The sequence below is a fragment of the Methanosarcina sp. WWM596 genome, assembly GCF_000969965.1.
Lineage (GTDB): Archaea > Halobacteriota > Methanosarcinia > Methanosarcinales > Methanosarcinaceae > Methanosarcina.
In genome coordinates this window covers 1,656,591-1,682,423 of record NZ_CP009503.1, presented here as the reverse complement: position 1 = coordinate 1,682,423, position 25,833 = coordinate 1,656,591, and the positions used below count along the sequence as shown (strand labels likewise).

General features: G+C 42.8%; 25 protein-coding genes and 1 pseudogene. 15 read left to right on the top strand and 11 right to left on the bottom strand.

Features of this window, described 5'->3' with window-relative positions:
• Nucleotides 1–794: 794 nt before the first annotated feature.
• Together MSWHS_RS07435 and MSWHS_RS07430 are read right to left on the bottom strand one after the other, a co-directional pair.
• Nucleotides 795–1,442: a metallophosphoesterase gene (locus MSWHS_RS07435; protein ID WP_048127274.1), complete on the bottom strand. Its 648-nt coding sequence runs from the start codon at nucleotides 1,440–1,442 to the stop codon at nucleotides 795–797.
• Nucleotides 1,443–1,597: 155 nt separating this feature from the next.
• Nucleotides 1,598–3,103: a S9 family peptidase gene (locus MSWHS_RS07430; protein ID WP_231585634.1), complete on the bottom strand. Its 1,506-nt coding sequence runs from the start codon at nucleotides 3,101–3,103 to the stop codon at nucleotides 1,598–1,600.
• A gap of 368 nt (nucleotides 3,104–3,471) precedes the next feature.
• On the opposite strand from MSWHS_RS07430, the gene tnpA reads away from it, so the two are divergent.
• From tnpA to MSWHS_RS07425, 3 genes are all read left to right on the top strand, one after another.
• Nucleotides 3,472–3,717, top strand: coding sequence for an IS200/IS605 family transposase (gene tnpA / locus MSWHS_RS21335; protein ID WP_231585633.1), 246 nt, complete (start codon nucleotides 3,472–3,474; stop codon nucleotides 3,715–3,717).
• Nucleotides 3,684–3,785 carry a transposase gene (locus tag MSWHS_RS22260; protein WP_369798582.1) on the top strand — a complete coding sequence of 34 codons (102 nt, stop codon included), beginning with the start codon at nucleotides 3,684–3,686 and terminating at the stop codon, nucleotides 3,783–3,785. Before tnpA ends, MSWHS_RS22260 begins: the two co-directional genes overlap by 34 nt.
• 622 nt (nucleotides 3,786–4,407) lie before the next feature.
• Nucleotides 4,408–4,650 (top strand): hypothetical protein, encoded by a 243-nt coding sequence (locus MSWHS_RS07425; RefSeq protein ID WP_048127270.1) that lies wholly within the window; start codon nucleotides 4,408–4,410, stop codon nucleotides 4,648–4,650.
• Between the two features lie 465 nt (nucleotides 4,651–5,115).
• Here the strand turns inward: MSWHS_RS07425 and MSWHS_RS07420 are convergent, their stop codons facing one another.
• The 5 genes from MSWHS_RS07420 to MSWHS_RS07405 form a co-directional block, all read right to left on the bottom strand.
• A complete protein-coding gene (locus tag MSWHS_RS07420; protein ID WP_048127268.1) occupies nucleotides 5,116–5,673 on the bottom strand; it encodes a DUF1269 domain-containing protein in 558 nt (185 codons plus the stop codon).
• A complete protein-coding gene (locus MSWHS_RS21950; protein ID WP_255350491.1) occupies nucleotides 5,670–5,792 on the bottom strand; it encodes a hypothetical protein in 123 nt (40 codons plus the stop codon). The genes MSWHS_RS07420 and MSWHS_RS21950 overlap by 4 nt, the downstream gene beginning before the upstream one ends.
• Before the next feature lie 268 nt (nucleotides 5,793–6,060).
• Nucleotides 6,061–7,134, bottom strand: a complete 1,074-nt coding sequence (locus tag MSWHS_RS07415; RefSeq protein WP_048127266.1) for an AI-2E family transporter — start codon at nucleotides 7,132–7,134, stop codon at nucleotides 6,061–6,063.
• 152 nt (nucleotides 7,135–7,286) lie between these two features.
• The gene (locus MSWHS_RS07410) at nucleotides 7,287–7,478 is read right to left on the bottom strand and encodes a hypothetical protein (RefSeq protein ID WP_048127264.1); all 192 of its coding nucleotides are present in this window, start codon (nucleotides 7,476–7,478) and stop codon (nucleotides 7,287–7,289) included.
• Nucleotides 7,479–7,538: 60 nt separating this feature from the next.
• The gene (locus tag MSWHS_RS07405) at nucleotides 7,539–8,603 is read right to left on the bottom strand and encodes an AI-2E family transporter (RefSeq protein WP_048127262.1); all 1,065 of its coding nucleotides are present in this window, start codon (nucleotides 8,601–8,603) and stop codon (nucleotides 7,539–7,541) included.
• 33 nt (nucleotides 8,604–8,636) lie between these two features.
• On the opposite strand from MSWHS_RS07405, the gene MSWHS_RS07400 reads away from it, so the two are divergent.
• Complete coding sequence (locus MSWHS_RS07400) at nucleotides 8,637–9,053, top strand: hypothetical protein (protein WP_048127260.1); 417 nt, start codon at nucleotides 8,637–8,639, stop codon at nucleotides 9,051–9,053.
• On the opposite strand, the gene MSWHS_RS07395 is transcribed toward MSWHS_RS07400, so the two are convergent.
• The 3 genes from MSWHS_RS07395 to MSWHS_RS07385 form a co-directional block, all read right to left on the bottom strand.
• On the bottom strand, nucleotides 9,048–9,263 hold the full coding sequence (locus tag MSWHS_RS07395) for a hypothetical protein (protein ID WP_197074041.1): 216 nt from the start codon (nucleotides 9,261–9,263) through the stop codon (nucleotides 9,048–9,050). The two genes, MSWHS_RS07400 and MSWHS_RS07395, sit on opposite strands and share 6 nt — an antisense overlap.
• Before the next feature lie 99 nt (nucleotides 9,264–9,362).
• On the bottom strand, nucleotides 9,363–9,890 hold the full coding sequence (locus MSWHS_RS07390; protein ID WP_048127256.1) for an LURP-one-related/scramblase family protein: 528 nt from the start codon (nucleotides 9,888–9,890) through the stop codon (nucleotides 9,363–9,365).
• Between the two features lie 240 nt (nucleotides 9,891–10,130).
• The gene (locus MSWHS_RS07385; protein ID WP_048127254.1) at nucleotides 10,131–10,331 is read right to left on the bottom strand and encodes a hypothetical protein; all 201 of its coding nucleotides are present in this window, start codon (nucleotides 10,329–10,331) and stop codon (nucleotides 10,131–10,133) included.
• Nucleotides 10,332–10,549: 218 nt separating this feature from the next.
• Between MSWHS_RS07385 and MSWHS_RS07380 the strand changes: the two genes are divergently transcribed.
• The 8 genes and pseudogenes from MSWHS_RS07380 (at nucleotide 10,550) to anfO (ending at nucleotide 20,911) form a co-directional block, all read left to right on the top strand.
• Entirely contained in the window at nucleotides 10,550–11,515 is a 966-nt protein-coding gene (locus MSWHS_RS07380) for an alpha/beta hydrolase (RefSeq protein ID WP_048127252.1), read from the top strand.
• Nucleotides 11,516–11,625: 110 nt separating this feature from the next.
• The gene (locus MSWHS_RS07375; RefSeq protein WP_048127250.1) at nucleotides 11,626–13,605 is read left to right on the top strand and encodes an amylo-alpha-1,6-glucosidase; all 1,980 of its coding nucleotides are present in this window, start codon (nucleotides 11,626–11,628) and stop codon (nucleotides 13,603–13,605) included.
• Between the two features lie 974 nt (nucleotides 13,606–14,579).
• Nucleotides 14,580–14,732: a hypothetical protein gene (locus MSWHS_RS20125; RefSeq protein ID WP_156148097.1), complete on the top strand. Its 153-nt coding sequence runs from the start codon at nucleotides 14,580–14,582 to the stop codon at nucleotides 14,730–14,732.
• Between the two features lie 66 nt (nucleotides 14,733–14,798).
• Nucleotides 14,799–15,794 (top strand): annotated as a pseudogene (locus MSWHS_RS07370) (glycosidase).
• 208 nt (nucleotides 15,795–16,002) lie between these two features.
• A complete protein-coding gene (locus MSWHS_RS07365; RefSeq protein WP_048127247.1) occupies nucleotides 16,003–18,435 on the top strand; it encodes a plasma-membrane proton-efflux P-type ATPase in 2,433 nt (810 codons plus the stop codon).
• 794 nt (nucleotides 18,436–19,229) lie between these two features.
• Nucleotides 19,230–19,541 (top strand): hypothetical protein, encoded by a 312-nt coding sequence (locus MSWHS_RS21325; RefSeq protein WP_231585632.1) that lies wholly within the window; start codon nucleotides 19,230–19,232, stop codon nucleotides 19,539–19,541.
• 134 nt (nucleotides 19,542–19,675) lie between these two features.
• Entirely contained in the window at nucleotides 19,676–19,957 is a 282-nt protein-coding gene (locus tag MSWHS_RS07355; protein ID WP_048127243.1) for a MarR family transcriptional regulator, read from the top strand.
• A gap of 324 nt (nucleotides 19,958–20,281) precedes the next feature.
• Nucleotides 20,282–20,911, top strand: coding sequence for a Fe-only nitrogenase accessory protein AnfO (anfO, locus tag MSWHS_RS07350; protein WP_048130279.1), 630 nt, complete (start codon nucleotides 20,282–20,284; stop codon nucleotides 20,909–20,911).
• A gap of 164 nt (nucleotides 20,912–21,075) precedes the next feature.
• Here anfO and MSWHS_RS07345 read toward each other — a convergent pair whose 3' ends face one another.
• Nucleotides 21,076–22,632 carry an MAST domain-containing protein gene (locus MSWHS_RS07345; RefSeq protein ID WP_048127240.1) on the bottom strand — a complete coding sequence of 519 codons (1,557 nt, stop codon included), beginning with the start codon at nucleotides 22,630–22,632 and terminating at the stop codon, nucleotides 21,076–21,078.
• A gap of 825 nt (nucleotides 22,633–23,457) precedes the next feature.
• Between MSWHS_RS07345 and pdxS the strand changes: the two genes are divergently transcribed.
• The 3 genes from pdxS to MSWHS_RS07330 all read left to right on the top strand — a co-directional run bounded on the left by pdxS (nucleotide 23,458) and on the right by MSWHS_RS07330 (nucleotide 25,796).
• Nucleotides 23,458–24,354 (top strand): pyridoxal 5'-phosphate synthase lyase subunit PdxS, encoded by an 897-nt coding sequence (gene pdxS / locus MSWHS_RS07340; protein WP_048158899.1) that lies wholly within the window; start codon nucleotides 23,458–23,460, stop codon nucleotides 24,352–24,354.
• 252 nt (nucleotides 24,355–24,606) lie between these two features.
• Nucleotides 24,607–25,206: a pyridoxal 5'-phosphate synthase glutaminase subunit PdxT gene (gene pdxT / locus MSWHS_RS07335; protein WP_048158898.1), complete on the top strand. Its 600-nt coding sequence runs from the start codon at nucleotides 24,607–24,609 to the stop codon at nucleotides 25,204–25,206.
• 182 nt (nucleotides 25,207–25,388) lie between these two features.
• Nucleotides 25,389–25,796, top strand: a complete 408-nt coding sequence (locus tag MSWHS_RS07330; RefSeq protein WP_048158897.1) for a pyridoxamine 5'-phosphate oxidase family protein — start codon at nucleotides 25,389–25,391, stop codon at nucleotides 25,794–25,796.
• The last annotated feature ends 37 nt before the right edge of the window (nucleotides 25,797–25,833 follow it).

Below are 25,833 nucleotides of genomic sequence, written 5' to 3'. Positions count from 1 at the left end.
TTGAATTATACCATCAGACTTTCGCAGACATATCTAAAATAAAAATATATTTCACCGGCTTTCATTTTTTACACAAAAGGAATCTAAATATTACATATCAGTCCTATCATTAACAGGAAATTGAAAGTTCACATCGACTTGAATAAAATAGATTAGACAAATCAACAAATCAACTATCCACTGAATCTAAAGATTTAACGGGTTTCCTGCTGAGGGTTTATGAATTATACAACTGTATACATTCTGCCGAAGCCAGGCTTTTTCTCAACATAAAGAGGATCTGTTCCTTAACTTTGATACTGATTATACATTTTTTAAATTTGAACCTCTGTCATCAACTCTTCCTCCGGGACTTCTGCAGGGTCATTTAAGTACAGCTCCCTGCTCAGGTCAAAAGAACCTGAAGGTTCCAGGTTGTTTCGGTAGCGTAAGCAAAAATCCTTTTGTAACCGGCTTCAACCCCCTGATAGGGTCCCCGATAACACAAAAAATTCGAAATTTATCGGAGTGCTTGTGTTTATGGCGATCCTGCTCACAGCCACCGGTTTTATTTTCCAATATTACTTATGCAACAGCAGGGTTATTGTTTACAGGAAATTCTTTGCAGCACCGATCAGCGTCATCACCAGTACAAATTCAAGGCCCAACTTTATAGTAAGCAGTTTACTGGAATTAAAGTAGATTCTGAGAAACTTATGGGTTATAGTAGTGAAATTTGTTCAATGGGACTAAATTACAAATATCTCTGATCTTTACAACCAGAATTCACCATTCAGAGCCTCTTTTTAGTAACCTCAAGGCATCTGCTCAAGCCTGGGCTTTCCATCTTCAATTACTACGTAGGTGAAGCTGTCAATCATGTCCCCACAGTCAAAGAGTTTACCATCATCTCCTACCGGCTCATGGGTATGCCCCATAATCAGGTAATCCAACCCTTCTTTGTTGATGAACTCCCTTGCTTTCTCATGGATCTTCTCGATGTGCAGGCAATAATTTTTGTCCTCAATTTTTAGTTCAAAAGGAGATTTAATGAATTTTTGATACAGGTAGGGGAACTGGTCTACGAGCCAGCCGTACAGCCAGTGCCCGAACATCTGCTGTAAATCAAATCGCCAGCCATGACAATAATAGATGTTGTTTGAAACAAAACTATCAGTAACCTGTACGGGGATTTTTACTTTTTTCCACAGCTTATAGTCATGGTTTCCCCAGATGATTATGGTGGGAACTTCCTCTGCCACTTTAAGTAACGCTTCGTAAGTGCTTTTCATAGGTTCCTGGCTTTCGATAGTTTCAATGGGACAGCGCCACAAATCTAGGACATCCCCGCAGAGGATAAGTTCGTCTGCATTTACTTTCACCAGCTCAAAAAATTCTTTTATTTTCGGATAATTTGCATCTTCGTAACCGATATGAAAGTCGGATGCGCAGTATATTTTCATTAAAATTCCCCATTGATTTCAATCTAAAGAAAGGAAAATGACACTGCATAGCAATACAGTGCCGTTATTTCCTCCTGAAAACTGAATCTATTTTTCCAATCAATTCACTTTTCCAACCAGTTCACTTTTCCAACCAGTTCACTTTTCCAACCAGTTCACTTTTCCTGGATGTGTTCCGAAATCCAGTTTCCTATCATTTCTAAAGCAGCCGGAGAAATTGTCTCTTCAATGGCTGTGTACTCAGAAGGAGACCCTGTCTGAGCGGTCTGGAATAAATGATTGAGCCCTGGCACCTCTTTTACAGTATAGTCCTTATTGCCTCCAGCTTTAAGGGCTTCCTCAATTGCCTGCAGGTTTTCTTCAGGTGGCACCTGGAGGTCTTTTTCACCATTTATCGCAAGGACCGGGCATTTTACCTGCATCAAGGTAGGGGCGGGGTCGTATGTCAGGAAAAAGCGCATCCACGGCGATATAAGAGTCTGGACCTGAGCATTAACCAGAGCGTCAAGGGTAGCTTCAGAGTAGCCGGAATTCTGTTTTTCTTCTTCGCTCATGTTTGCCATTTCATCCATTATAAGTTTGCGAAGTTTTTTCTCGGCAATTGTATTATTTTGTTCCTCTTTTATCACAGAGTACATGCTTTTCATAAGAACATTATTCCGGGTAATAGTCTCATTGTCTACCCCCTCTGCCCTGGAAATCAGGTCGCTCTGCAACAGGATAATTTCTTCCCCGGTAAGGCCAGGACCTGCCATCAACACGATGAATGCAACATCTGGAGACCGCACCGCTACTATTGGGGCAATTAACCCTCCTTCACTGTGCCCGATCAGGCCGATTCGGGTAGGATCTATCTCTTCGCGGCTTTTCAGGTACTCAATTCCGGCAAGCACATCCCCTGCGAAATCTTCGGACGTGACATTCGAAACGTTCCCGGTCGACCCTCCAATGCCCCGGTCGTCGGCCCGGAGCACGGCGATACCCTGACGTGTCAGATAATCTGAGAGTACAAGGAAGGGGCGGTGGCCAAAAACCCCTTCATCCCGGTTTTGCGGACCGGAACCGGTTATTAGAATTACTGCTGGAAAAGGTCCCTCAGACCGGGGAAGGGTTAACGTACCTGCAAGCTTTACTCCTGCTTCGGTATTTTCATAAACGACTTCTTCTTCATCATATGGATAGGGTTTTACAGGGTCCTGTTCCCTGCGAATTTCAGGTTTTTCATCAATACGGGAAAGCACAAGTGGAAGAACTGACCCTGCCTGTTTCCACTCTCCTTCGATGGTTTTTCTGTCTTCTTTAAGTGTCCCTTCAAAAACTCCTCTGATGGATTTCACTTCAAGACGCAGGTCCCCATCCTTATAGGTAACTGTTTCTACAGGTATGCCATTTGCTTCCTGGTCAAGGCTGTCCATGGTAGCAGTCGGTAAACCCTCAGGTCCGGTAGAGATGTTAAATAAAATTCTTAATTCGTTACCTCCCGGAACCTCCAGACTTCCCAGCCAGATGCCTTCGATGTCTTTTATATCTTGAACATTTTCATCGGACATATTATCCTGTTGCGAACCCTCTGATTGTGGTTTATCGGGTTGGGAGATACACCCCGGACCAGCTACAGTTACAAGCAATAAAACTACAAAGATTACAATATTACGATTCATTAAACGTCCCCATCTGTTTGTTTTTTACACTTAGTTCGTATACGTTTTATAAAAAGAATGAGTGCAAAGCGACCTGATTTCCAGATAAAACTTGGCTGCGGTGTAAGCTGAGTCCTCCGTTTTTATAGTATTACAATTTGTACCCTCTCATTATTTTAATTTCTTCTCATTTTTCCTTTCTGTTTAATAAATTGAAACTCTTTATTTTTGAAAGAGGTTCCATTTTTTAACTCTAAGGCGGGAAGTCCCCTCCCTCGGAGCGTAAGCGACAAGTGGGGGATGAAAGCCGTCAACTTATTCAAAACAACAGTAGCATAATAATTTATATTTATAGTTACATCAATATAATTATATCAATATAGCATAAAATGAATTGTAGGAGCCATTCTGTGCATTCACTCCATTATCATTTCGTTCAGTGTGTGAAATATAGGAGAAAAGCTCTAACGAACCCTTTAGTTGTTGATTTTCTAAAAACTAAAATCCATACCATAAGTGAAACGTTTGATGTTGAAGTGCTGAATATCAAGTGTGACAAAGACCATTTTCACTTATTATTTTCAGCAAAAACTTCGCTTGAATTCCAAAATATATCAACACCATCAAGACAATAACTTCAAGGGAGATTCGTAAAAACTTCCCTGAAGTAAAAACTATGTTATGGAAAGATACGTTCTGGTAAAGATCGTATTTTATCGCATAAACAGGGCAAGTAACCTTAGATATACTGAAGCAATATGTGGATAACCAGGGCAAATATGCATCTGACGAAGAAGATAAAGATCAACCCAACTGAAGAAAAGACACGATATGCCTCTTTGGGAAAGAATTATGAAATATGATTGTGGAGACGTTATTGATAGAGATAGAAATAGTGCTATCAACAAAATAGTGCTATCAACAAAATAGTGCTATCAACAAAATAGTGCTATCAACAAAATAGTGCTATCAACATCATGAAGCGATTCTTATCACAAAGTGCTTTGTGGGCAGGCTATCAGAGGTTTTCTGATAATCTTCGACAAACAGGGTTACAGATGGATACTTGCATTATGCAAATATCCAGGTGACGTAATTACTCGAAGGAAGCTCCGTCCTCGCTTTCATCAGAAAGCAAGGCGGGGTAGTTCACGCTTCATTATGAGTTTTATATATTTCAAAAAAATCCTCGAAAACCTCCAGGGACTTTTCCAGCAAGTTATTTAAGCAAATCCAAAGTTTTACTTGTCTTATGTTTCAGGTGAAAAAAGTGCCCATCTGGCAGTGTTACTTGGCTGAATTCTCTACTTGATGACCGGTTTATTTTGAAAGAAAAATTTGGAAAGGAGAGTATTGCAGCCCTTTTCCTCGCAATCACAGGTGTTTATCTGGTGATTCGCCCGGAAGGTGGGTTTGAAACCCTTAAATTTTCCGGCAGTCATCTCATAGGAGTCGCATCCGGGCTCTTTGCAGGAATGCTCCTTGCAATTATAATTATGAATGTGAGAGTCCTGAACTGCGGCTTGCGTACCCCACAGAATGATGAGACTCAACAGGATGCTTTCTAAAAGGAGGAAAGTCTTATCTGCAGCATTTGTTTTTGTTTTTTTGATTACCGGCCAGAACAATCGCTTCAGGATTAATCGGCTTATTATTATGGCTCCTATTGTCAATACCAGAATAACGGCCAACTTCGAGACGATTTTGCCGAGGGGTAGCCCCTGTATAATCTCAACCACTCATATATTTCCCCGATCCCGGGCTGGTCCCTGCAACAGAATTATCAGGTATATTTTTTCTTACTTATCTATTTAAGTCAAAATCCTCTGGACTACTGCCTCATCCCCTGCATTCCATATAATGAAATATAAAGAAAAAATAAGTAACTTTGCACCTTCGCATGTCCACTGCCGTTAAAATATCGAAAATGAAAGCCCTATCGTCCGGTTTCCTCCAAGTTTTCTACACTGATACTGGACAGAGTGTCAGGTCCAAAGCATTCGTAAAACCGGCATTTAAGTTTTGGTAACTTTTCAGGGTGTCGCTGCTACCATTCCCGGTTTCTTTTCCTCTGCAAATTTAACCGCTTCTGCCAGTTCTTCTCCAACTAAAGCAAGTAACTTAGGTGTGATCATTCCCTGGGAGACCAGCACTCCTCCCGCATCTTTAATCGCCTGTTTAAGATTCTTTGCCCAGAGGTGTTCGATGATAAGGATAGCGGCGGCGGTACCTTCCGGGATTGCATCGGTTACCTCCAGGATATCTTCTTCAGTAATTCCATAGTTTTCCCTGGCTGCTGCCAGGGCTCCTTCCTCCATACCTTCCCTGGCCCCTTCTTCGCCGCCAGCTCCATACCCAATGATTCCTCCTACAACGGCCCCGAAACGCATTCTCTCCTCTTCGTCCAGCTGTGTAGCTTCCAGAGAAGCAATATTACCACCCTCATCTTTCCATATGAACAGCAGGTCAATGAGCCTGATCATTCCTTTATCCGTGATTGACTCAAATTCACGACGGATCCGGCCGTGGAAGTTCGGATTATCGAATACGATCACTAAGAGCTGCATAGGCCCATACATTACTTCGGTCATTTGTTTTCCCCCTCTAAAGTTCTTTCTCTTCTTTTTCTTTCTCTTCTTTTTCTTTCTCTTCTTTTCCCTCTTCTTTTCCCTCTTCTTTTCCCTCTTCTTTTTCCTCTGCTGCCCTGCATTCCGTTTACCTTCTTTCCGTTACCCCGTTCCTCATCAAAAGGGCAAAGGTTATCCAGATAAGCCGCAGAATCTCTTCACATTTCCAGTGACTATTTCCCTTTTTCCCCTTATCCGATATTCAGTGCCCGAAAAACAGCTTCAGCAGCATTAGCAATGTTATATATAAAACCCCGTTTATATAAAATTGTGCACATATATTTATGCACATAAGATCAAAAATGCTGGAAATTTCACTAATTGTGGCCTACAACCGGACCAAATAAAATCTCAGGATTCATTCTTGCTCGCATTTTCTTCATCCTGCCTTCTACTCCCACTTGATTCCATCATTTTAGCCATCCAGCGTGTCTCCTCGGAACTTTCCAGAACGATCTTCACAACTATTGTAAGGGGTACGGCGATCAATGCACCTGCAGTTCCAAGCACATAAGACCAGTAAAATAAAGAAAGAAATACAATCGCAGGAGATAATTTAAGGCCTTTTCCCGCAAGAGATGGGAATACGACATTTTCTACGAGCGCATTGACAATAGTAATAGCGACAAGTACACCCAATGCCCCTATGGGTCCGTATTTGAACAGACCAAGCAGCATAGGTGGAATGGCGGCCATATAAAAACCCAGGTATGGGATATATCCGAAAAGGAAGAACAGGAGACCCCAGAGAATAGCAAAATCTATACCCCCAAGAAGGAGAAGTATGGCAGTTCCAATACCCCCTAATAAATTGGTCTCAGTCCTCAGGAGAATGTAATTTATGACGGTTCTGCTTAATTCGGTAAACTGCGAAAGACGGGTTTGTTGATCTTCAACTTCTTTTTGCACTCTATCTGGCACACTTGCAGCATCCAGAAGTAAAAACGTCGTCGTGACAACAATAAGCACAATTGTTGACCCGGCACTCAGGGCCCCTGAAATAATTTGCCCCGACACTTTGAAAGTGAATGCTGCAATATTGCGCAGGGCCGTTTCCACGGAAACTCCAACTCTAGGTAAATAAGCTGAAAGACTGCTCAAAATACTCTGAGACTGATTTTCGTAGTCTGCAATCTGTCCACTGAGCTGGAATAAAGAGTTTGCAAACAGAATTGCAGTTCCAACAAAAACAAAAATAAACAAAATGATCACCAGAAAAACGCTAACCGTTCCCGGAACCTTTTTCCTCATAAGCCAGCGAACCAGAGGGGCAAAGATTAAAAAGGCAAAAAGAGCGAAAAAAACCGGCACTAGTATAGTTGAAATTGCCTTCATACCAAGTGTAAGGAGAACTGCAGCAGTGCTGTAAATTAGAATTTTGGCTGGTATTGAAATAGTATTTGCATTTATGTTTACATCCCCCAATCTTTCTCTTGCTGATAACTTTCTTCTATAATGATTTAAAGCAAAACTTTCGGTACTAAATTTAAATCCTTATTATATAGGAATTCGAGTGGGCAGACATTCAGACCGCATATTCTGCTCTGAGTCCCGGTTTTTCTCTGCAAATTTAATCGCTAGAGGTGTTCGATAATAAGGATAGCAGTAGCAGTACCTTCAGGGACAGCTTCGGTAATCTCCAGATTATCCTCCTCAGTGATCCCATAATCCATGATTGATTCAAATTCACGCCGGATTTGACCGTGGAAATTAAGATTATCGAATACAATGGCTAAGATTTGTACTGGTCCAAAAGTTACTTCGTCCAACTTATTCCCCCATTAACAATTCTGCTCTGCTGCAAAGAAGAAACTTCAATTAATTGGTTCTTAACTGTCCTCAGTGTTCTCTGCTGGTCCCATTAATCTGGCCAGCCATTTTGTTTCCTTAAAACTCTCAAGTAACATCTTCAAAACTAATGTAAGAGGTATGGAAAGCAGCACGCCTCCGAGTCCTAATACGAAATTCCAGTAGAGAAGAGCAACAAACAAAAACGCAGGAGACAATTGCAAGCCTTTTCCCATCATTGACGGGAAAAGAACATTTTCTGTAAGTGCATCAACAACAACGATAATGACAATAACTGCAAGAGCACCTAAAGGCCCATATTTGAAAAGTGCAAGCATTATGGGAGGAATAGAAGCTATAACCAGACCAATATAGGGGATATAACTTAGCAGGAATATAAGAACCCCCCACAGAACAGCATATTCGATGTCTCCTATAAAGAGAAGAAGAGCAATTGTGAAGGAGGTGATAAGGTTTACTTCTGCTCTTATAACAATGAATTTTACTAGCTTCCTGCTAAAATTACCCAGATTCAATTGGAGTTCTGATTTATTTTCAGTTTCCTGATTTACTCTTTCAGGCATGCTGGTAGCATCTATTAACATAAATGCCGCCGTAACTATAATAATTCCAACTGTTGCCGAGGCATTAACAAGCTCGTTAACGATGCTTATCATGAGAGAGATCGTTATTGACACAATACCGCGAACAATTGACTGTAAGGAAAACCCCTCATATGAAGGAATGTATTTTGTATAGCCGTTCACTAACACAGTTAATTGATCTTGATAAATGGGTATCTGGTTCCCAAACAGAAATGCCGCTCTGATAACTATTGCCCCGAGAACCAGGATAATTACAGTGAATAAAGAAATAGCCAGAGCGATGCTCAACCAACCTGGGACCCCCTTTTGTTTTAGCCAGCGAACCAGAGGGGTAAAAAGAAGTGCAATAAATATAGAGAATATAACGGTTGTAAGTATTGATGAAACTTCCCGCATCCCGATTGTCAGGATAACCACAGCTGTAGTGTACAGTAAAATCTTGGCTGGCATTGAACCTGCTGGAGTTGAGCTTTTTGTATTTGCATTTGTATTCATACCCATGTTTGACATCTCCACAATGTTCTTTTAGAACCCATGAAGGACGAACGATGCCAGGCCTCTTGGGCCGAACCAGCCCAGGAAGAGGACGATTTTTCGGTGCAGGTTTGCACCAGGTTTGCACCTATCAGGGAGATTGCTACAGGAACCATACAGATGACAGTAAGACTCAGCAATGCACAAACGACTTCGGAAAAGCCGATAACTGGAAGCTTTGTGGCTGCTGTGGTCCCGAAGATAAAGAAAACTGCAAGGCTCAGGAACAGTCCAGCCGCTACAAAGATCATTGAGGCGGTGACGACGATGCCCGAGATTTTTCGGGAGACAAGGCTAAAGGCAAAGAGCAGCACTGAAAAGGCTATGACAAAGTTTGTGATTTCTGATGTCATGGAAATTCCTTTTACTTTCGGATTCATCCGGCCACTTTTGCGCCCCAACTTTTTTAAACTATAAACTGTTTTTTTGCATGTCCCCTTCACCTTGAAGGTACAATTCCGGATCTGTAAAATTAAGTGCGGAAATTGCCAGGGCTGCCGAACGGTTACGCTGTGATGTCTCGAAGGCAAGCACTCTCTTAATAGACCCGGCAAACCCTCCGAGAAAAATAGCCGATGAAAAATGAAGCGGCAGAACTATCAGGACGTAAAAAATGGTTACCACCATCAGGAGCACCATAAACCCTACAGCAAAAGCAGTGTCCCCTTTCCCTTTCCGGGTTTTATGTATCTCTTTCTGGTGATTCTTTCCTTCATTTCTCCGGCCTCAGTCATGAACCATCTGGTCAAATGCTACCGTAATTGCCAGGATCAGGGCGGCATCCTGTCCGGGAGAAACCTCCACTCCATAGGTATCTCTTATCCGGAACCACTTTTTAGAGACCTCTGCAATTTTTTCCCTCCCAGCTTCAATCCTGTATTCGTGGTCCAGGATATTGCCCTGCACATTCATTTCCGACCCATCTGCGACTTCAACTTTCCAGCGGTCGCGGAGAGGTGTGATCAGGGCTTTTTTGATTGTCGCAGCCGTTTTGCCCTGCCCATCCTGGATATCCAGTGTATCCCTGATCCTGAGAAGCTTCTCCTTGAGTTTGTACAGCTCGTGCCCCTGCACATCTTTTATGATCAGGGTGTCGCGAATACGGAGAGCTTTGCCATCAACATAGAATGCCCTCTCTCCAACCCCATTTTCGATCCAGTAGTCATCCCCTATGGAAACGAGTTTTTCGTGCATTTTGTAGCGTTGTATGCTTTCTGCTCCGCGGCCCCTGAGGCCGCCCAAAATCCTTCCCATTAAAAATCACTCCCATTGTTTATTGCATTTCAGGTCTCTTCCCTCGCGGGTCTTCTGTTTATCCTGGCACAGGACAGGGAAAAATAATCCCGGTCAGCCTTCCAGCCCGGGAAACTATAATAACACTCGAACCTTCTCCCCATTATGGTCTATACTGATGAGCCTTTGAATTTATCCAGACCTGTTTCCCCTTATGAGTTCATTAATATGTAGAATATATATTCAAATTGATTTATAATTTTAGTACCAATGCATGGCCTTTTTTCCTGCTACATATTCGCTTTTTTCCGCCAGCAGTTCGAGATCTTCTTCCCTGGCTCCGAGTTCTTTCAAACCTGAGGGAATTACAATATCGGCTGCAATCTTTTTAATGGCATCTATGGCTTTATCTGCGGCTTCAAGTATTTTCCGGATATCTTCCTTTATAAAAAAAGAACTCAAAGAAATGTATATTCTACTTGATTTATATATTTCTCAGTAATTTATGTATTTACTCCCGGGCAATCGAAATTTAAATTTATTAGGCAAAAATGAAAGGGATTAATTAAAAATGAAAATTATAAGTTGAAAATAAGAAAAATTAAAGGCCAAAATAATACAAAAATTAACCAGATATAAATCAGTTTTTTTGTCAGATTCTCAACAGGGGGAAATTATCTATGAATCAAACTATTCAACTACTCGAACCAACGACCAGAGCCTTTGTAGAAAAAGTGAACAGGCAAGGTGGAACTCCGATCTACGAGCTTTCTCCGAAAGACGCTCGGAAGGTTCTTTCTGATTTGCAGGCTGCTGAAGTAGCAAAACTACCTGCAGATATTGAAGATCGCATTATTCCAGCCGGGCCTGAAGACAAAGTCTCGATTAGAATAATCCGACCGGAAGGAAATAAGGAAAACTTACCGGTGGTGATGTACTTCCACGGAGGCGGCTGGGTGCTCGGGGACACAGATACGCATGACCGATTAGCCAGGGAAATCGCAAAGGGGACCAGTGCTGCGGTTGTATTTGTTAATTTTACGCCGTCTCCCGAGGCAAAATACCCGATACCGATCGAAGAGGCATATGCTGCGACAAAATATATCGCAGAGAACGGGAAAGACCTCAGCCTGGATACTTCAAGGCTCGCAGTTGCCGGCGACAGTGTAGGTGGGAATATGGCGGCAGCTGTTTCACTCCTGGCAAAGGAGCGGGGCGGCCCAAAAATTGTTTATCAGGTGCTCTTTTATCCTGTGACTGATGCAAATTTCGATACCCCATCGTATCAGAAGTATGCGACAGACATCTGGCTTACTCGTGAAGCGATGAAGTGGTTCTGGGATAACTATTTGCCCGACAAAGAAGCGCGCAGGCAGCCAACCGCGTCTCCGTTACAGGCCTCGGTCGACCAGTTGAGGGGACAGCCGCCGGCTCTTATAATCACCGATGAAAATGATGTGCTCCGAGACGAAGGTGAGGCATATGCCCATAAGCTTATGCAGGCTGGGGTCGATGTCATAACCGTTCGGTACCTGGGGACTATACACGATTTCGTGATGCTGAACGCACTTGTGGGCACACCTGCAACCTGCAGCGCAATCGGCCTGGCGAATGAAAATCTCAGGAATGCCTTTTCCAGACCCTGATTCTATGGTTGCTTCTTCAAAAGTATGAAAAAATGAGTCAATTGTTGTGGATATAATTGTTATTTTCCAAACGTGCAGCTATTTATGAATTCAACCCTAATTTAGTATACGTGAGTGGGATCAGGCTTGGAACAGATTTTCTTTCAACGTATGAAGAAGGAATAAAAAGAGAATGGGTTATAGGCAACGGGCTTGGAGGATATGCGTCGTCCACAGTCATTGGAGCAGGAACAAGGACTTACCACGGGCTGCTTGTGGCAGCTCCGGAGAATTCTCCGGGGAGGCTTTTGCTACTTTCTTCCCTTGACGAAGAAATCTCCATCGATGAAGAAGTCTATCGGCTTGCGACCCACAAGTATCCGGACAATATCTGTCCTGAGGGTTTCAATTACCTTTCCGAATTCATCCATAGCCCTTTTCCCCTCTGGGTTTACCAGCCCGGGGATTTTACTGTGAAGAAAAAGGTCTTCATGGTTCACGGGAGTAACACAACCTGCATTCTCTATGATATTACTTCCAGAAAAGAGGGGGCTTTACTGAGAATTTGCCCTCTGGTTAGCTCAAGGGACTTTAATCTCACTGCTCGCTCCGGATACCTTTCCTTTTTCCAGAAAGCTCGTCCTGAGGGAGTAGAACTGGCAAGCTCCAATGGCTTTACTTTCTCGCTTTCGTCCAATCTTCAGTATCACTCCGATCCCCTGTGGCACTATAACCTAGAGTACGACGCTGAGAAGAAGCGGTGCCTTAATTTTCAGGAAGATATCTTCAGTCCGGGCCATTTTGAAAGCAAACTCGAAGTAGGAACTTACCGTTTTTTTATTGCTGCTTCTACAGGAGATATTTCTGCTCTTACTCTTGAGAAGGTTGATAAACTGCATACAAGGGAAGCAAATCGGCAGAATCTTCTTGCCCTCGATTCGAGGCTCATCGAACCCTTTGCGCTTAAGCTTCTCAAGACAACTGACCATTTCGTAGTGAAAAATCGTTTTTCAGGTGAAAACACGGTAATTGCAGGATATCACTGGTACTCGGACTGGGGTAGAGATGCCATGATTTCTCTTCCCGGCCTGCTTTTAATTCCTTATCGTTTCGATGAGGCAAAATCTGCTCTCAAAAATTTTTCCCGGTACTGTCGTAGAGGCCTTATTCCCAATACTTTCCCGGCTTTCGGAGGAGATCCGGTTTACAATACAGTGGACGCTTCTCTCTGGTTTATTCATGCTCTGAACCGCTATTTTGAATATACGAAAGACTTCCTTTTCCTCTCGGATATCTGGGATACTGTAGGCGATATTATAGACAACTATTGTGGAGGTACAGATTTTGGAATCGGTATGGATTCCGATTATCTTATTCGGCAGGGGCCTCAGCTAACCTGGATGGATGCCAAAATCGGGGAATGGGCAGTGACCCCAAGAGCAGGTAAAGCCTGCGAGATAAATGCTCTCTGGTATAACGCCCTGAAAACTGCTTCTTACATGGGTACTCTTCTAGGCGAAGATATTTCCCCATATGAGACTCTTGCCGCAGGGGTAGCTTCGAATTTTGAAAATATATTCTGGAACCCGGAAACCAACTGTCTCTTTGACCTCATATATCCGGATGAGGACGGAAATCAGGTTAAAGACCCTGCAGTTCGCCCAAATCAAATTTTTGCTGTTTCGCTTCCTTATACAATGCTTTCTCCTGAGAAAGAAAAAGCAATTGTAGACAGAGTTGAAAAAGATCTTTTGACTCCCTTCGGGCTCAAAACTCTATCGAGTGATCACCCATTATATGTAGGACAGTATCGTGGGGACGCTCTTACCCGGGATAAGGCTTACCACAACGGGACAGTCTGGCCCTGGCTCCTTGGCGCCTATGTGAAAGCTTACCTGAAAGTCAATAATTCTTCGAAAAGCAGCCTTGAGGACATGCGAATCCTTCTTGAAAGCTTTGATACTCATCTTGAAATTGCAGGTATAGGCACAATTTCCGAAGTGTTTGATGGGGATTACCCCCACTCTCCTGGTGGTGCTATTGCCCAGGCCTGGAGTGTTGCGGAAATTCTCAGGGCATATGTGGAGGACGTACTCGGGATCAAGCCTTGAAAAAGGAATTGTACATTGTAATTCTGATAATACGCAGCTGATAAAATACAAATTATAAAGCTCTAAATCGCTTGAGATCAGCAAAATAAATGAGACAGGCTGTTTTAAGCAATCTCAAAGCTGGTAACCCTGGTGTATTTTGTCTTGACCGCAAGGTCCTGATATTCGCACCTCGTCTACACTGCCAGCCACGGCTTGAAGGCTAATGGAAGCGAACCCCTAAATGTCCAGAAGAAAGTCAACGGCACCATCTGCTGCCAGCATCGTGCAGGTGAGCCCCCGGTTTTCAGGGTTGCCAGAGTATTTGAGAATGGATAGTCTGCAAGGTAACTGAACCCCTGGGGCTTTTCAAATCTGACACTTTTTACATAAGGTGTCCTGGATGACTTCAATTACTCTGGTTTCAAAAAGCATTTTTTTTACCCAACACCAATGGTTATCTGGAGATTGTATTTCCTATAGAAAAATCATAAAAGAATACATACAGACATATAAATAAAATTATAGAAGCTCTCGGGCTGGCAATAAGCGTCCGGGCCCACCCCATGCCCACCCCATGCTTTTCCCGTAATAACCTGAAAGCCTCAGAATTTAAGTTTTTAAAGGGAGAACATGGAATTCATAAATGTAAAAAACGAGACTTCATAAGTATGCAAAAACAAGTCAATAGTTGCGGGTATAATCGTTTTTTTCCAAACGTACAGCTATTTAATAATTTAACTCTAATTAAGTATACGTGAGTGGGATCAGGCCTGGTAAAAATTTCTTTCGACATATTAAGAGGGAATAAAAAGAGAATAGGTTATAGGCAACGGGCCTGTAGGATATGCGTCCTCTACAGTCATCGGGGCAGGATCCGGGATTTCCGTTTTTTATTGCTGCTTCAACAGGAGATATTTCTGCTCTTACTCTGAGCAGGCCGATAAACTCTATACAGGGGAAATAAATCGGCAGAATCTTCTTGCTCTTGATTCGTGGCTTACCAATCCCTTGCTCTTAAGCTTCTCAAGGCAACCGATGCTTTTGTTATGAAAATGTGGAGGAAGTGTTCGGGATCAAACCTTGAAAAAGGAATTGTGTGCACTGCCGTTAATGAAGAAATAAAATATTGTGTGTACCGCCTTTAATGAAAAAATAAAATATGAGCTGGAAGGGAAGGAGGGAGTAATACGACCTGGATAAATCACGGGGAGTTGTTTGCAAGACATAAGAAAAATCCTATCCTTAAGATTGATGATTGGCCGTACCGGACCAGTTCGGTTTTTAACCCTGCGGCTGCCATAGTTGACGGTGAAATACTTTTGCTGGTACGGGTTGAAGACCATAGAGGTTTTTCTCACCTGACAATAGCCAGGAGTAAGAACGGGATTGACGGCTGGGGAATTGATCCCGAACCAACCTTAATCCCGGACCCTGTAAACTATCCTGAAGAGATATACGGCATTGAAGACCCGCGTATAACCTACATCGATGAGATGGGTAAATGGGCTGTAGCATATACAGCTTTTTCAGATTCAGGTTATTTAGCTTCTCTTGCTTTTACAGAGGATTTTCGTAATTTTGAGAGAATAGGAGCTATCATGCCGCCTGAAAATAAAGATGCTGCTCTTTTTCCAGTCAGATTTAACGGCAAATGGGCTCTCTTACATAGACCTGTATCCGGCATGGTAGGTACAAAGACAAACATCTGGATCTCCTTTTCTCCGGATATGAGACACTGGGGTGATCATCAGGTTCTCCTGTATGCCCGGGAAGGAGGATGGTGGGATGCCCATAAGATAGGTTTATCTCCGCATCCGATGCGTGTGCCTGACGGATGGCTGATTATGTACTATGGCGCACGCCAGACAACAGATAAAACAAGTTACCGGCTTGGGATTGCCCTCCTTGACCCTGAAGACCCGAGGAAAGTCCTCCACAGGTCAGAAGGGTGGGTTTTCGGGCCCCGTGAACTGTATGAACGCAGTGGAGATGTCAATGATGTCGTTTTGCCCTGCGGGTGGATCTTAGTAGGCGATGAGATCTGAATTTATTACGGAAGTGCAGAAGTGTCTGTCTCCATGGCCAGCGCAAAAATAAACGATATTCTGGAATATATCCGTGGATGCCCTGAAGAACAGTATCCCGAAATATATTGCAGGGGAGTTGGAGAAAATATTAGAAGGTCTATTGAGCCAAAAAGAGGATAAATTTAACATTAGATTGTGTGGGCAGTTAATAAAATTATCAGGCAGAAATTTGACTTTCAAATTCAAATTCAGCCAATTCAAACCTGGTCAAACATTTTTTATGAATATTATTGAGGGGAAGGGGAAAAACTAACTTAAGGTTCATTGTTAAGAATATTCATTATTGGGTATTTTTGATTAAGGGGACAATCATGGTTTGGGGGTATTTATGAAAGAAAAAGTGGAGCTCAAAGTTGACGAAATAAAGGATTTACCTGCAAGTGAAATCCTAAAAAAACTTGATTCCAGTAACAAGGGAATTTCTTCGTCGGAAGCTGAGAACCGGCTTAATCAGTATGGCTTTAATGAACTTGAAGAAAAGAAGGCAAACCCTCTTAAAAAATTTTTCAGTTATTTCTGGGGTCCCATCCCCTGGATGATCGAAATAGCAGCTGGAATTTCAGCGGTCATCCAGCGATGGGAAGATTTTGTGATAATCTCCTTACTCCTGCTCTTAAACGGGGTCGTGGGGTTCTGGCAGGAAAACAAGGCTGACAATGCCATTGAACTCCTTAAGCAAAAAATGGCCCTTAATGCCAGGGTACTTAGAGGAGGGCAATGGGCCCAAATACCTGCACAGAAACTCGTCCCCGGAGATGTAGTCCGCGTACGTTCGGGAGATATTGTGCCTGCCGACCTTAAGCTCCTCGAAGGAGAGTATCTGCAGGTAGATGAATCAGCCCTTACGGGGGAATCTCTGCCTGTAGAAAAAAAATCCGATGATATTGCCTATTCGGGATCCGTTATCCAGAAAGGGGAGATGAATGCACTGGTTGTTGCTACGGGCATGAATACCTATTTTGGAAAGACAACCAAACTGGTGGCCGAGATCCGGACCAGGAGTCACTTTCAAAAAGCGGTACTCAATATCGGAAATTACCTGATTGTCCTTGCAGGCTTTATTGTTGCGATTGTTTTAGTTATAGAAGAGCTTTTCAGGCACACTCCTTTTCTGGAAACCCTTCAGTTTGCTCTTGTTTTGATCGTAGCTGCAATTCCGGCAGCTCTTCCTGCTGTAATGTCCGTTTCAATGGCCGTGGGAGCCACTGAACTCGCAAAAAAAGGAGCTATTGTCAGCAAACTGGTCTCTATAGAGGAAATGGCTGGAATGGATGTTCTATGTTCAGACAAAACCGGCACAATCACCCAGAACAAATTAAAATTATCCGAATTCGTGCCTTTCGGAAGCTTTAAGGGAAACGACCTTCTGCTCTACGGCTCGCTTGCTTCAAGGGAGGAGGACAATGACCCGATAGATAATGCAATCCTCCTGAAGGCAAAGGTTGAAGAAACCGTTAAAGATAAAATAGGTTCTTATGAAGTTAAAGGGTTCACGCCATTCGACCCTGTCATAAAGCACACCGAGGCTACGGTTGAAGGGCCTGAAGGGGAATTAAAAGTTGCCAAAGGTGCTCCCCAGGTTATTCTGGACATGTCAGGTGATAAAGAAGAGATAGGGCAAAAAGTAAAAGAAAAAGTAGATTCTCTGGCTTCAAAAGGATATCGTGCCCTGGGAGTGTGTGTGGAAAAGGAGGGAAAATACAGATTTGCAGGGCTTCTGGGACTTTATGATCCACCGCATGAAGATTCCGCAGAGACCATAAAGACAGCAAACTCCCTTAACGTGGACGTGAAAATGGTAACCGGGGATCACATCGCCATTGCTAAGGAGATAGCAAGTCAGGTAGGCCTTGGCACGAATATAATTACAGCTGACGATTTCACAGAAAAATCTGATTCTGAAGCCCAGGAAATTGTAGAGAAAGCAGACGGGTTTGCCCAGGTCTTTCCCGAGCACAAATACAGGATCGTTGGACTCCTTCAGAAAGAAGGACATATCGTCGGCATGACAGGCGATGGAGTTAACGACGTACCTGCCCTGAAAATGGCTGATGCGGGAATTGCTGTTTCGGGGGCTACAGATGCTGCAAAATCAGCTGCAGATATCGTGTTTACAATATCAGGTCTCTCGGTCATTATTAATGCAATAAAGGAAAGCCGCAAAATATTCCAGAGGATGAAGAGCTATTCCATCTACAGAATTGCCGAAACTGTCCGGGTGCTTTTTTTTATTGCCACTACAATAATTGTGTTTAATTTTTATCCCGTAACCGCTGTAATGATTGTTTTGCTTGCAATTTTCAATGATGCTCCTATAATGGCTATTGCATATGATAATGTGCATTATTCTCAGAAACCAGAAAAATGGAACATGCGCGAAGTCCTGAAAATGTCCACATTTCTGGGAATTATAGGTGTGATTGCTTCATTCCTGATATACTATATTGGAGCCAGGGTTCTTTACCTCAGTCCAGGGGTACTGCAGTCTTTTATCTTCCTGAAACTTGCCGTAGCCGGGCACCTGACGATATTCGTTGCCCGCAACAGGGGACATTTCTGGTCCCCCCCTCCGGGAAAGCTCCTTTTTTGGGCTGCGGTAATTACAAAACTGCTGGCAACCCTGGTTGCAGTATACGGAATCTACGTGTCTGCTCTGGGATGGAAACTGGCAGGTTTTGTCTGGATCTATGCACTTGTAGCTTTCGTTATCACCGATTTTATGAAAGTGAGGTATTATAAGATAATGGATCGCAGAGGATGATTTCTACAAAATTGGCTTATGCCCACGGTGGTGATGTCAACTATGTCGTTTTTCCTTGCGAATGAATCGCGGTGATGGATGAGATCCGAATTTATTACGGATGTGCAGAAACATCTGTCTCCATGTTTAGCACAAAAATGAGCGATGTACTGGAATATATCCGTGCGTACCCTGAGGAACAGTGTCCTAGAGTATTACATATTTTTCGAGGGGAATAGGTGAAGGGTTTGGTTCTTTTTGAGGGGAATAGGTGAAGGGTTACTGGTTCTTTTTGAGGGGAATAGATGAAGGGTTACTGGTTCTTTTTGAGAGGAATAGGTGAAGGGTCACTGGTTCGAAAAGGGAGTAAACATAGAATTGAGTGTTGGGGTTATTCAATTAAAGTTTTAGACCTAGAGGAGGACTAAGATAGTTTTTATATATATACATTTATAATCTATAGTGTACACAATATGATAACTTTATATCCGGGTATCAAGCCCTGGTGTACACAATATGATAACATTATATCCGGGTATCAAGCCCTGGGGCAAGTCTTTCAACGAGTATGTAAGGATGTTTAGCCTGACCCCTGCCGATCCAAGCGAAAGATTCTGGGTGCGGGTACGGCCCGGCAAGCTTCAACACAGAGCTTACGGAAAGAGGCGAGAATATCACATATATCGATCCTGTTTATTCTTTCAGTGCTTATCAGATCCAACAGAGGATCGGTGAAACCTGTTGTTATGTAATTGACACCCGGCGGAAGAACCAGGATAAATTCGTCTGGCAGGAAATCAACTCGGTTGAGGAGCTTGAAAGGCTCAGGATGCCAGCTGCTGGAGTTTCATCTGGTATCGCTGGCAGAATTGTGCAGGGTTTCAAGGGAAGTAAGAATATTTCCTCTGGTGGATGTAAACGGCAACCGATCACCAGACGCTGATCTTGGTATCGATTTTTTAAGCAGGAAAGCTAGAGGTGACGGAAGTAAAAGTAGCATACTAGTTCCAGAAGAGTGGAAATACGATGCTAAAAATTTGCTGAAATGTCCTGACGATAATTCAAATAAAAACTTATCCTTGCACGGTAACCCAAATCATCATAAATTTATCACACATTATCGATAGAACAGGGCATCCAAATATTGAGATGATTTTGTACAGATCTCTAATCTGTCCAATATAGCAATAAGTATATAACCGCAGATAGTTATTGAACTGAGAATCACATATAAAGAATAGCCACCTCTGGGATGATATCAATGGATTCAATGGAAAAAATATTTGGTAAAACCGCACAGATGACAGTCCTTAAAAACCTGATCGAAAACCAGAACGAACCGACCTACCTTTCAGGAATAGCCGAAGCAACCGGGTTGTCTCACTCCAGTGTATCAAGGGTCATCACACCTTTGATCGAGTCAGGCGTTATCCTGGAAAAACCCCTCGGAAAGCAAATCCGAACTTTCCAGCTAAACATGGACAGCGAAGCAGCAAAGTTAATAGTGGAGTTTTACAACAAAATCAACCAGATAGTAAATTAAGTCTGAATAATAAGATTAAGTCTGAATTGTAAGATCGCGGGAAGTTGACATTCAAAATCGGATGGACTTACTGATCTTTCATAAACCCTTAACAGGGGGATCTGTTAAATCTTAAGATTTAGCGGATAGTTGACTCCAGACTTTAGATAGATATCTGACTTACATGTTGTAGGTTCAGGATATCTTTTTTATTGCTTTTTTTAACAGTTGAATGCCAATATATAGTTTCAAATTCATTTTCTTGAATCAGAAATACAATGTATCATTACTCTGTGCTATTACTTTGTACTTTTACAGGTTATTTTTATGAAAGGAGGATGCACCTTGAAAATTGCAGTTGTGGAAAACGATAACCAGCAAACGAGTTCAATATTCAAACCTGGGTTCATTGCAGTATATGAGGAAGACGGCGGGGAATGGAAGGTCCTGAACCGTTTTGAAAATCAAGTTTTCAATGCGAAAGGAATGGCTGCTGTACGCACGGCTGTAGCAGATACCGTAAAGCAGCTTGGTGATGTAAAAGTAGTGGTTGCAAGTGAAATCCCGGGAATTGCGTCTGGCACTTTTCAGGCAGCAGGTTTTGACATTTTCCTTGTGGAAAGCGGCGTGCTGGATGTTCTTGATTCGATCAAAAAAGAGATGCTTGAGGCAATTGAGAAGCGGCAGGAAGAACCCTGCAAGTTTGACATCATGGAATTTCTGGAACCCGGTGTGAATAAAGGTGATTTTTCGATTAATATAGAAGAAATCATGTTTAAGAATCCGGATTTGACTTCAAAGAGAATTCTGATCCCCTATCTAAAAAATGGAGAATTCAACAGGCTGGATGTTGTTTGCAGTCATACTCCAAAGTGGTTTGTCACAGATTTAGGGACCATGGGGTTTCAATATGAAACTGTGAAGGAATTGCTGAATAGAAAGACCGTTAGAATAGTGCGTGTACAAACTCAGTGAAAACTAAAAACCTCAAAAACGCAATCAAAGGCGTTGACCATTGGAATTAGTTAATTCCTATATGTGGCAGAGTTAAGGTAATAAATCAGGAATCTGAAATAAAAATCCCAATCTTTGAGGGATAAGATTACCGGACTCCTGATACAGAACTCATGTGCTGGGTTTTATTTCCTGTGTCTCAGCCCGTATGCTATTGCCAGACCTGTAACTGCAAACCCTAACTCAAAAGCTGGAGAAGGTTCTGTTTCCCCTTCTTCATCCTGAGCTACAGGCTCGGTTTCCAGGTCCTCTTCATCCAGGACCGTTTCCAGATTTGCTGAACCTTCCTCTCCTTCGGGCTCAAGATCTATTATAATCTCGTGTTCCGAAAACTGCGGGATATATACTGCAATTGAAGCTGTTCCATTTTCGTATAACCTGTAGCAAAGGGAGCTGTTTCCGCCTGCAAAGAGTTCGTCAATGCTGTCAGCTTCTTCAATTATTGCACCGTCATATCTGAGCCTCAGACGGTCGGGATTGGTGAGGTTAATGGTTTCATTGTCTACATTTATACAAATGACTCTTCCAGCTGGCATTTCAGATTCGACACCAAGTACAATGCGGTCCCGATCCCTTTCCCTCACTTTCAGGTCAACTGGGGCGTAATTCGTGACCGGAACATAATCCGAACCTGCACGGAGAACTATCTCAGCTCCGAATCTTCCGGTTGCTATTTCCCTGTTAAGCACCTGATGCATGTAGGTATAATTATTACTGTATCTGTATCCGGTCTGCATCAATGAAGGCAGCATCGGGATTGCCCTGAACATTACCACACTATCTTCTACGAGATAGACTATGATTTTGTCTTCTGAGATTTCTGCTTCAGTTCCGTTAATAGATACATCAGAATTTTCGGCAAGGGGATTACTGAAAAACAGGAGGTATCCCTCGAAATTGTCGGAGGTAATTTTTATGGGAATTGCATTCTCAAACCCGCTGGAAATAGTCTCTTCCAGGCTTGCCGTTATTCCCTCTGCAAGGTTGTAAGTAACTGTTTTATCTGCAAAAGCCCTTACCTGGAAAATCCCCATAGGAGAATCCTGAATCAGGATCTGGCTGTCAACGCCCTGGTAAAAGGCTGTTGTTTCTGTAATCTGTTCGTCAAGGTACTCAAAGTCCAAAATCTCAACCGAATCAAAGAGCAGGCTTCCTCCTACAGCGAAATGTTCTATTGCCCCGCTTTCGTTGAAGGTGAAAGTGGTAAAGTTTCCACAGGCACAATTTCCCTGACGCATGAAATACATCCCATTGCCTCTACCTGCTCTCATTACCTGAATGACTTGCTGGCGCATCAAGAGCCTTTCCCTCAGGTTAAGGGTCGTATTCAGCTGCTGCATATTCATTACCATGTAACTGGCAATTTCCTGCCCTGAGACCCCATACAGCTCTTCAATCTCCAGAATGGTAAGCTGCATATCCATATCTTCCGGAAGCTCAAGGTCAGAGATCGCATCTCCAACCTGAACCCCGAAGATCTCTGTGGCTTCTTCAAAAGTCATTGACCCAAAACCATCAAACCTGCCGTCATACTGCGCAAAACCGTAACCCTGCCTTATTCCAGAACCCATTCCCGGACCTGGACCGCCTACCGGCCCCATCTGGGCATGTGCCGGTAACACGCTAAGTACGGTAAGCAAAAAAACACATAACAATAATACAACCAGACGTTTAATCTTCATTTTCCAGTTCCCCCGAACGTAAGTAAATATTAATTGCCTGAAATTAGTAATTGCCTGAAATTAGTAAGTACCTGAAATCCAGAAACTATCCGGAAAAAAATAATCTGTATATGATGACTCAGCACATCTTATAATTATTTTTTCATGTATTCCCTCGCATATCTGTCTAAAACCTCTATATATTAAAGAAACATATACCCCTTTAAAAATAACTTTACATCTTATCTCTCCGGTAATTTACAAAAACTTTATATCAAAGAGTTGAGCGTTGGAGATTCAGATTTTATTTCTGTGTTTTATTACAGGAATCATATCAAACACTACCGGATATATTATGAAGACTGAAATTATATGAAGACTAAGATAGTTAACCCAAACCAAAAAGTCAACTTATAAAAGTTATTTTTGGAAGTACTGCAAAGAATTACATTAAGGCTCCAGAGTACATCGGGATAAATAACCTGAGGTACAGGACAGTTATTAAAGATGTTAACTCTCACCTGAGATACAGGACAGTTATTAAAGATGTTAACTCTCACCTGAGATACAGGACAGTTATTAAAAATGTTAACTCTCCATATATAATATAAAAAATTTTAAATCATTGTAAGTTAATTTGTACTGAACTCTACAATTAAGGAATAGCTTAAATAATGCTTTTAACTATTGAGCGTATTCACAATTCACTGGAGAAACAGCATACTGAAAACCGCAACCTGTTGGTTGTAACTGGTGGAAAGGGCTTGATGGCCGTTTCACCTGTGGGAAATACTTCCCACGGTATTATATCTTAGAAATCTGATCAAAACAAAGAGGATGACATTCATGGACTTTGAAAAATTGAGACATGGGACCGAACTTATCAAGCGGGGCTTTGCACGGATGCAGAAGGGGGGTGTGATCATGGACGTTACAACTCCAGAACAGGCCAGGATCGCAGAAGAAGCCGGAGCAGTTGCTGTTATGGCCCTTCAGGCTGTCCCTGCAGATATTAGAAAAGAAGGTGGAGTTGCCCGTATGGCAGACCCCGAAATCGTCCAGCAGATCATTGATACGGTTACCATCCCTGTAATGGCAAAGGCAAGGATCGGACACTTTGTCGAAGCCGAAATTTTAGAGGCACTCGGCGTTGACATGGTAGATGAGTCCGAAGTCCTTACTCCTGCCGATCCTTTCTATCATATAGACAAGACACAGTTTACAGTGCCCTTTGTCTGCGGCGCCAGGAACCTCGGAGAAGCTCTCCGCAGGATCAACGAAGGGGCGGCCATGATCCGGACGAAAGGAGAAGCCGGAACCGGAGACGTCAGCCAGGCAGTAAAGCACATGAAGCAGATTCAGGGCGAAATCCGTGCCCTTGCAGGCAAGACAAAAGAAGAACTGATAATGGTTGCCAGGGAAATCGAAGCTCCTATCGAACTTGTAATGGAAACCGCTAAAATGCAGCGCCTGATTGTAGTAAACTTTGCAGCTGGCGGAATTGCAACCCCTGCAGATGCAGCTCTTATGATGCGCCTTGGTGCGGACGGGGTTTTTGTAGGCTCAGGCATTTTCAAAGCCGAAAACCCTGAAAAGATGGCAAAAGCAATTGTTGAAGCTGTCAACAATTACGACAACCCTACAAAACTTGCCGAGATTTCAAAAGGCATAGGCGCCGGAATGAAAGGTATCAGCACAGACATGATCCCTGTCGAGGAAGCCCTTCAGGAACGCGGCTGGTAACCCCGAATTGCGATTCGGGAGCCCGCGGTCTGTTTCGCTTCGCTCAAGCAGACTAATTTACGGGTTACTATTGAGCTGAGCTGAAAAGGACTAATTAACACATATAAAAAGAGTCTCTTTCAAGAGAAGCTAAAATTTTATTTTTTAAAAACAGATTTATTCTTGCAGGTTTGTAAGAATAAAATCAATTTATTTTTTTAGGGTTTTTGATTCAAGAAATAAAGGATTAATTTCTGGAAAATGGTGTTTTTAATGAAAATAGGTGTAATCGCTATTCAAGGAGCGGTTTCTGAGCATGTTGATGCTTTGAGGAGAGCCCTTGCAGAGAGAGGGGTTGAGGCTGAGGTAGTTGAGATAAAGCATAAAGGAATTGTTCCGGTGTGCAGCGGGATTGTGATTCCTGGCGGGGAGAGTACGACGCTTTGCAGGCTGCTTGCCCGTGAGGGGATTGCAGAGGAGATTAAGGATGCGGCTGCAAGGGGAGTTCCGATTCTCGGGACCTGTGCAGGGCTGATTGTGCTTGCAAAGGAAGGAGACCGGCAGGTCGAAAAGACAGGTCAGGAACTGCTCGAGATCATGGATACAAGGGTTAACAGGAACGCTTTTGGGAGGCAGAGAGATTCTTTTGAGGCGGAGCTTGAAGTTGATATTCTTGACTCTCCTTTTACAGGCGTGTTCATTCGGGCTCCTGGAATCGTGAGCTGCGGGCCTGGTGTGAAAGTACTTTCCAGGCTTGAAGACATGATTATTGCTGCAGAGCAGGGAAATGTGCTGGCGCTTGCTTTCCACCCGGAATTAACCGACGATTTGCGTATCCACCAGTATTTCCTGGATAAGATTTTAAACTGTTGAGAGGCACACGGGTCAGGTTTACGGTTTTGTTTCCGGTAACTGGCTCCTGATCTCTTTTCCTTTATCTTTTTTCCTTATATTTACTGCATTTCGTTATCTTTTCGTTACATTTTGATGCCTTCAAAGTTATATTCCATTGCAGCCATAGTAATAAAAAAAGATTCAATAAAGGGGTGAAGTTAATGGTCAAATTGAGCAGTGAAATGGTCGAAGATTTCGAAAAAATGAAGGTTTTTCCTTTTGCAACCGCTTCCAGAAGCGGAGATCCGAACGTAATACCCATCGGCTTTTGTAAGCTCCAGGAAGACAGAGAAACGATCTGGATTGCAGACAATTATTTCCATAAGACCCGTCAGAACCTTGAAGAAAACCCGAGAGGTGCAATCTATGTCTGGGGGCCTGAGGTCAAGGGCTGCTACCAGATAAAAGGGGATTTTGTGGTCAAGACCGACGGGGAAGACTACGAAAAAATGTATAAGGCGGTCAAAAGCATGGGAGACAGGTTCCCTGCAAAAGCCCTCGCCATCATGAAGATTACTGAAGTTTATGAGTGTAAATCCGGAGCAGGAGCCGGAAAGCAGCTTCTATGAAATTTTCTCAGAGGTTATATAAAAAATTTACTATTTT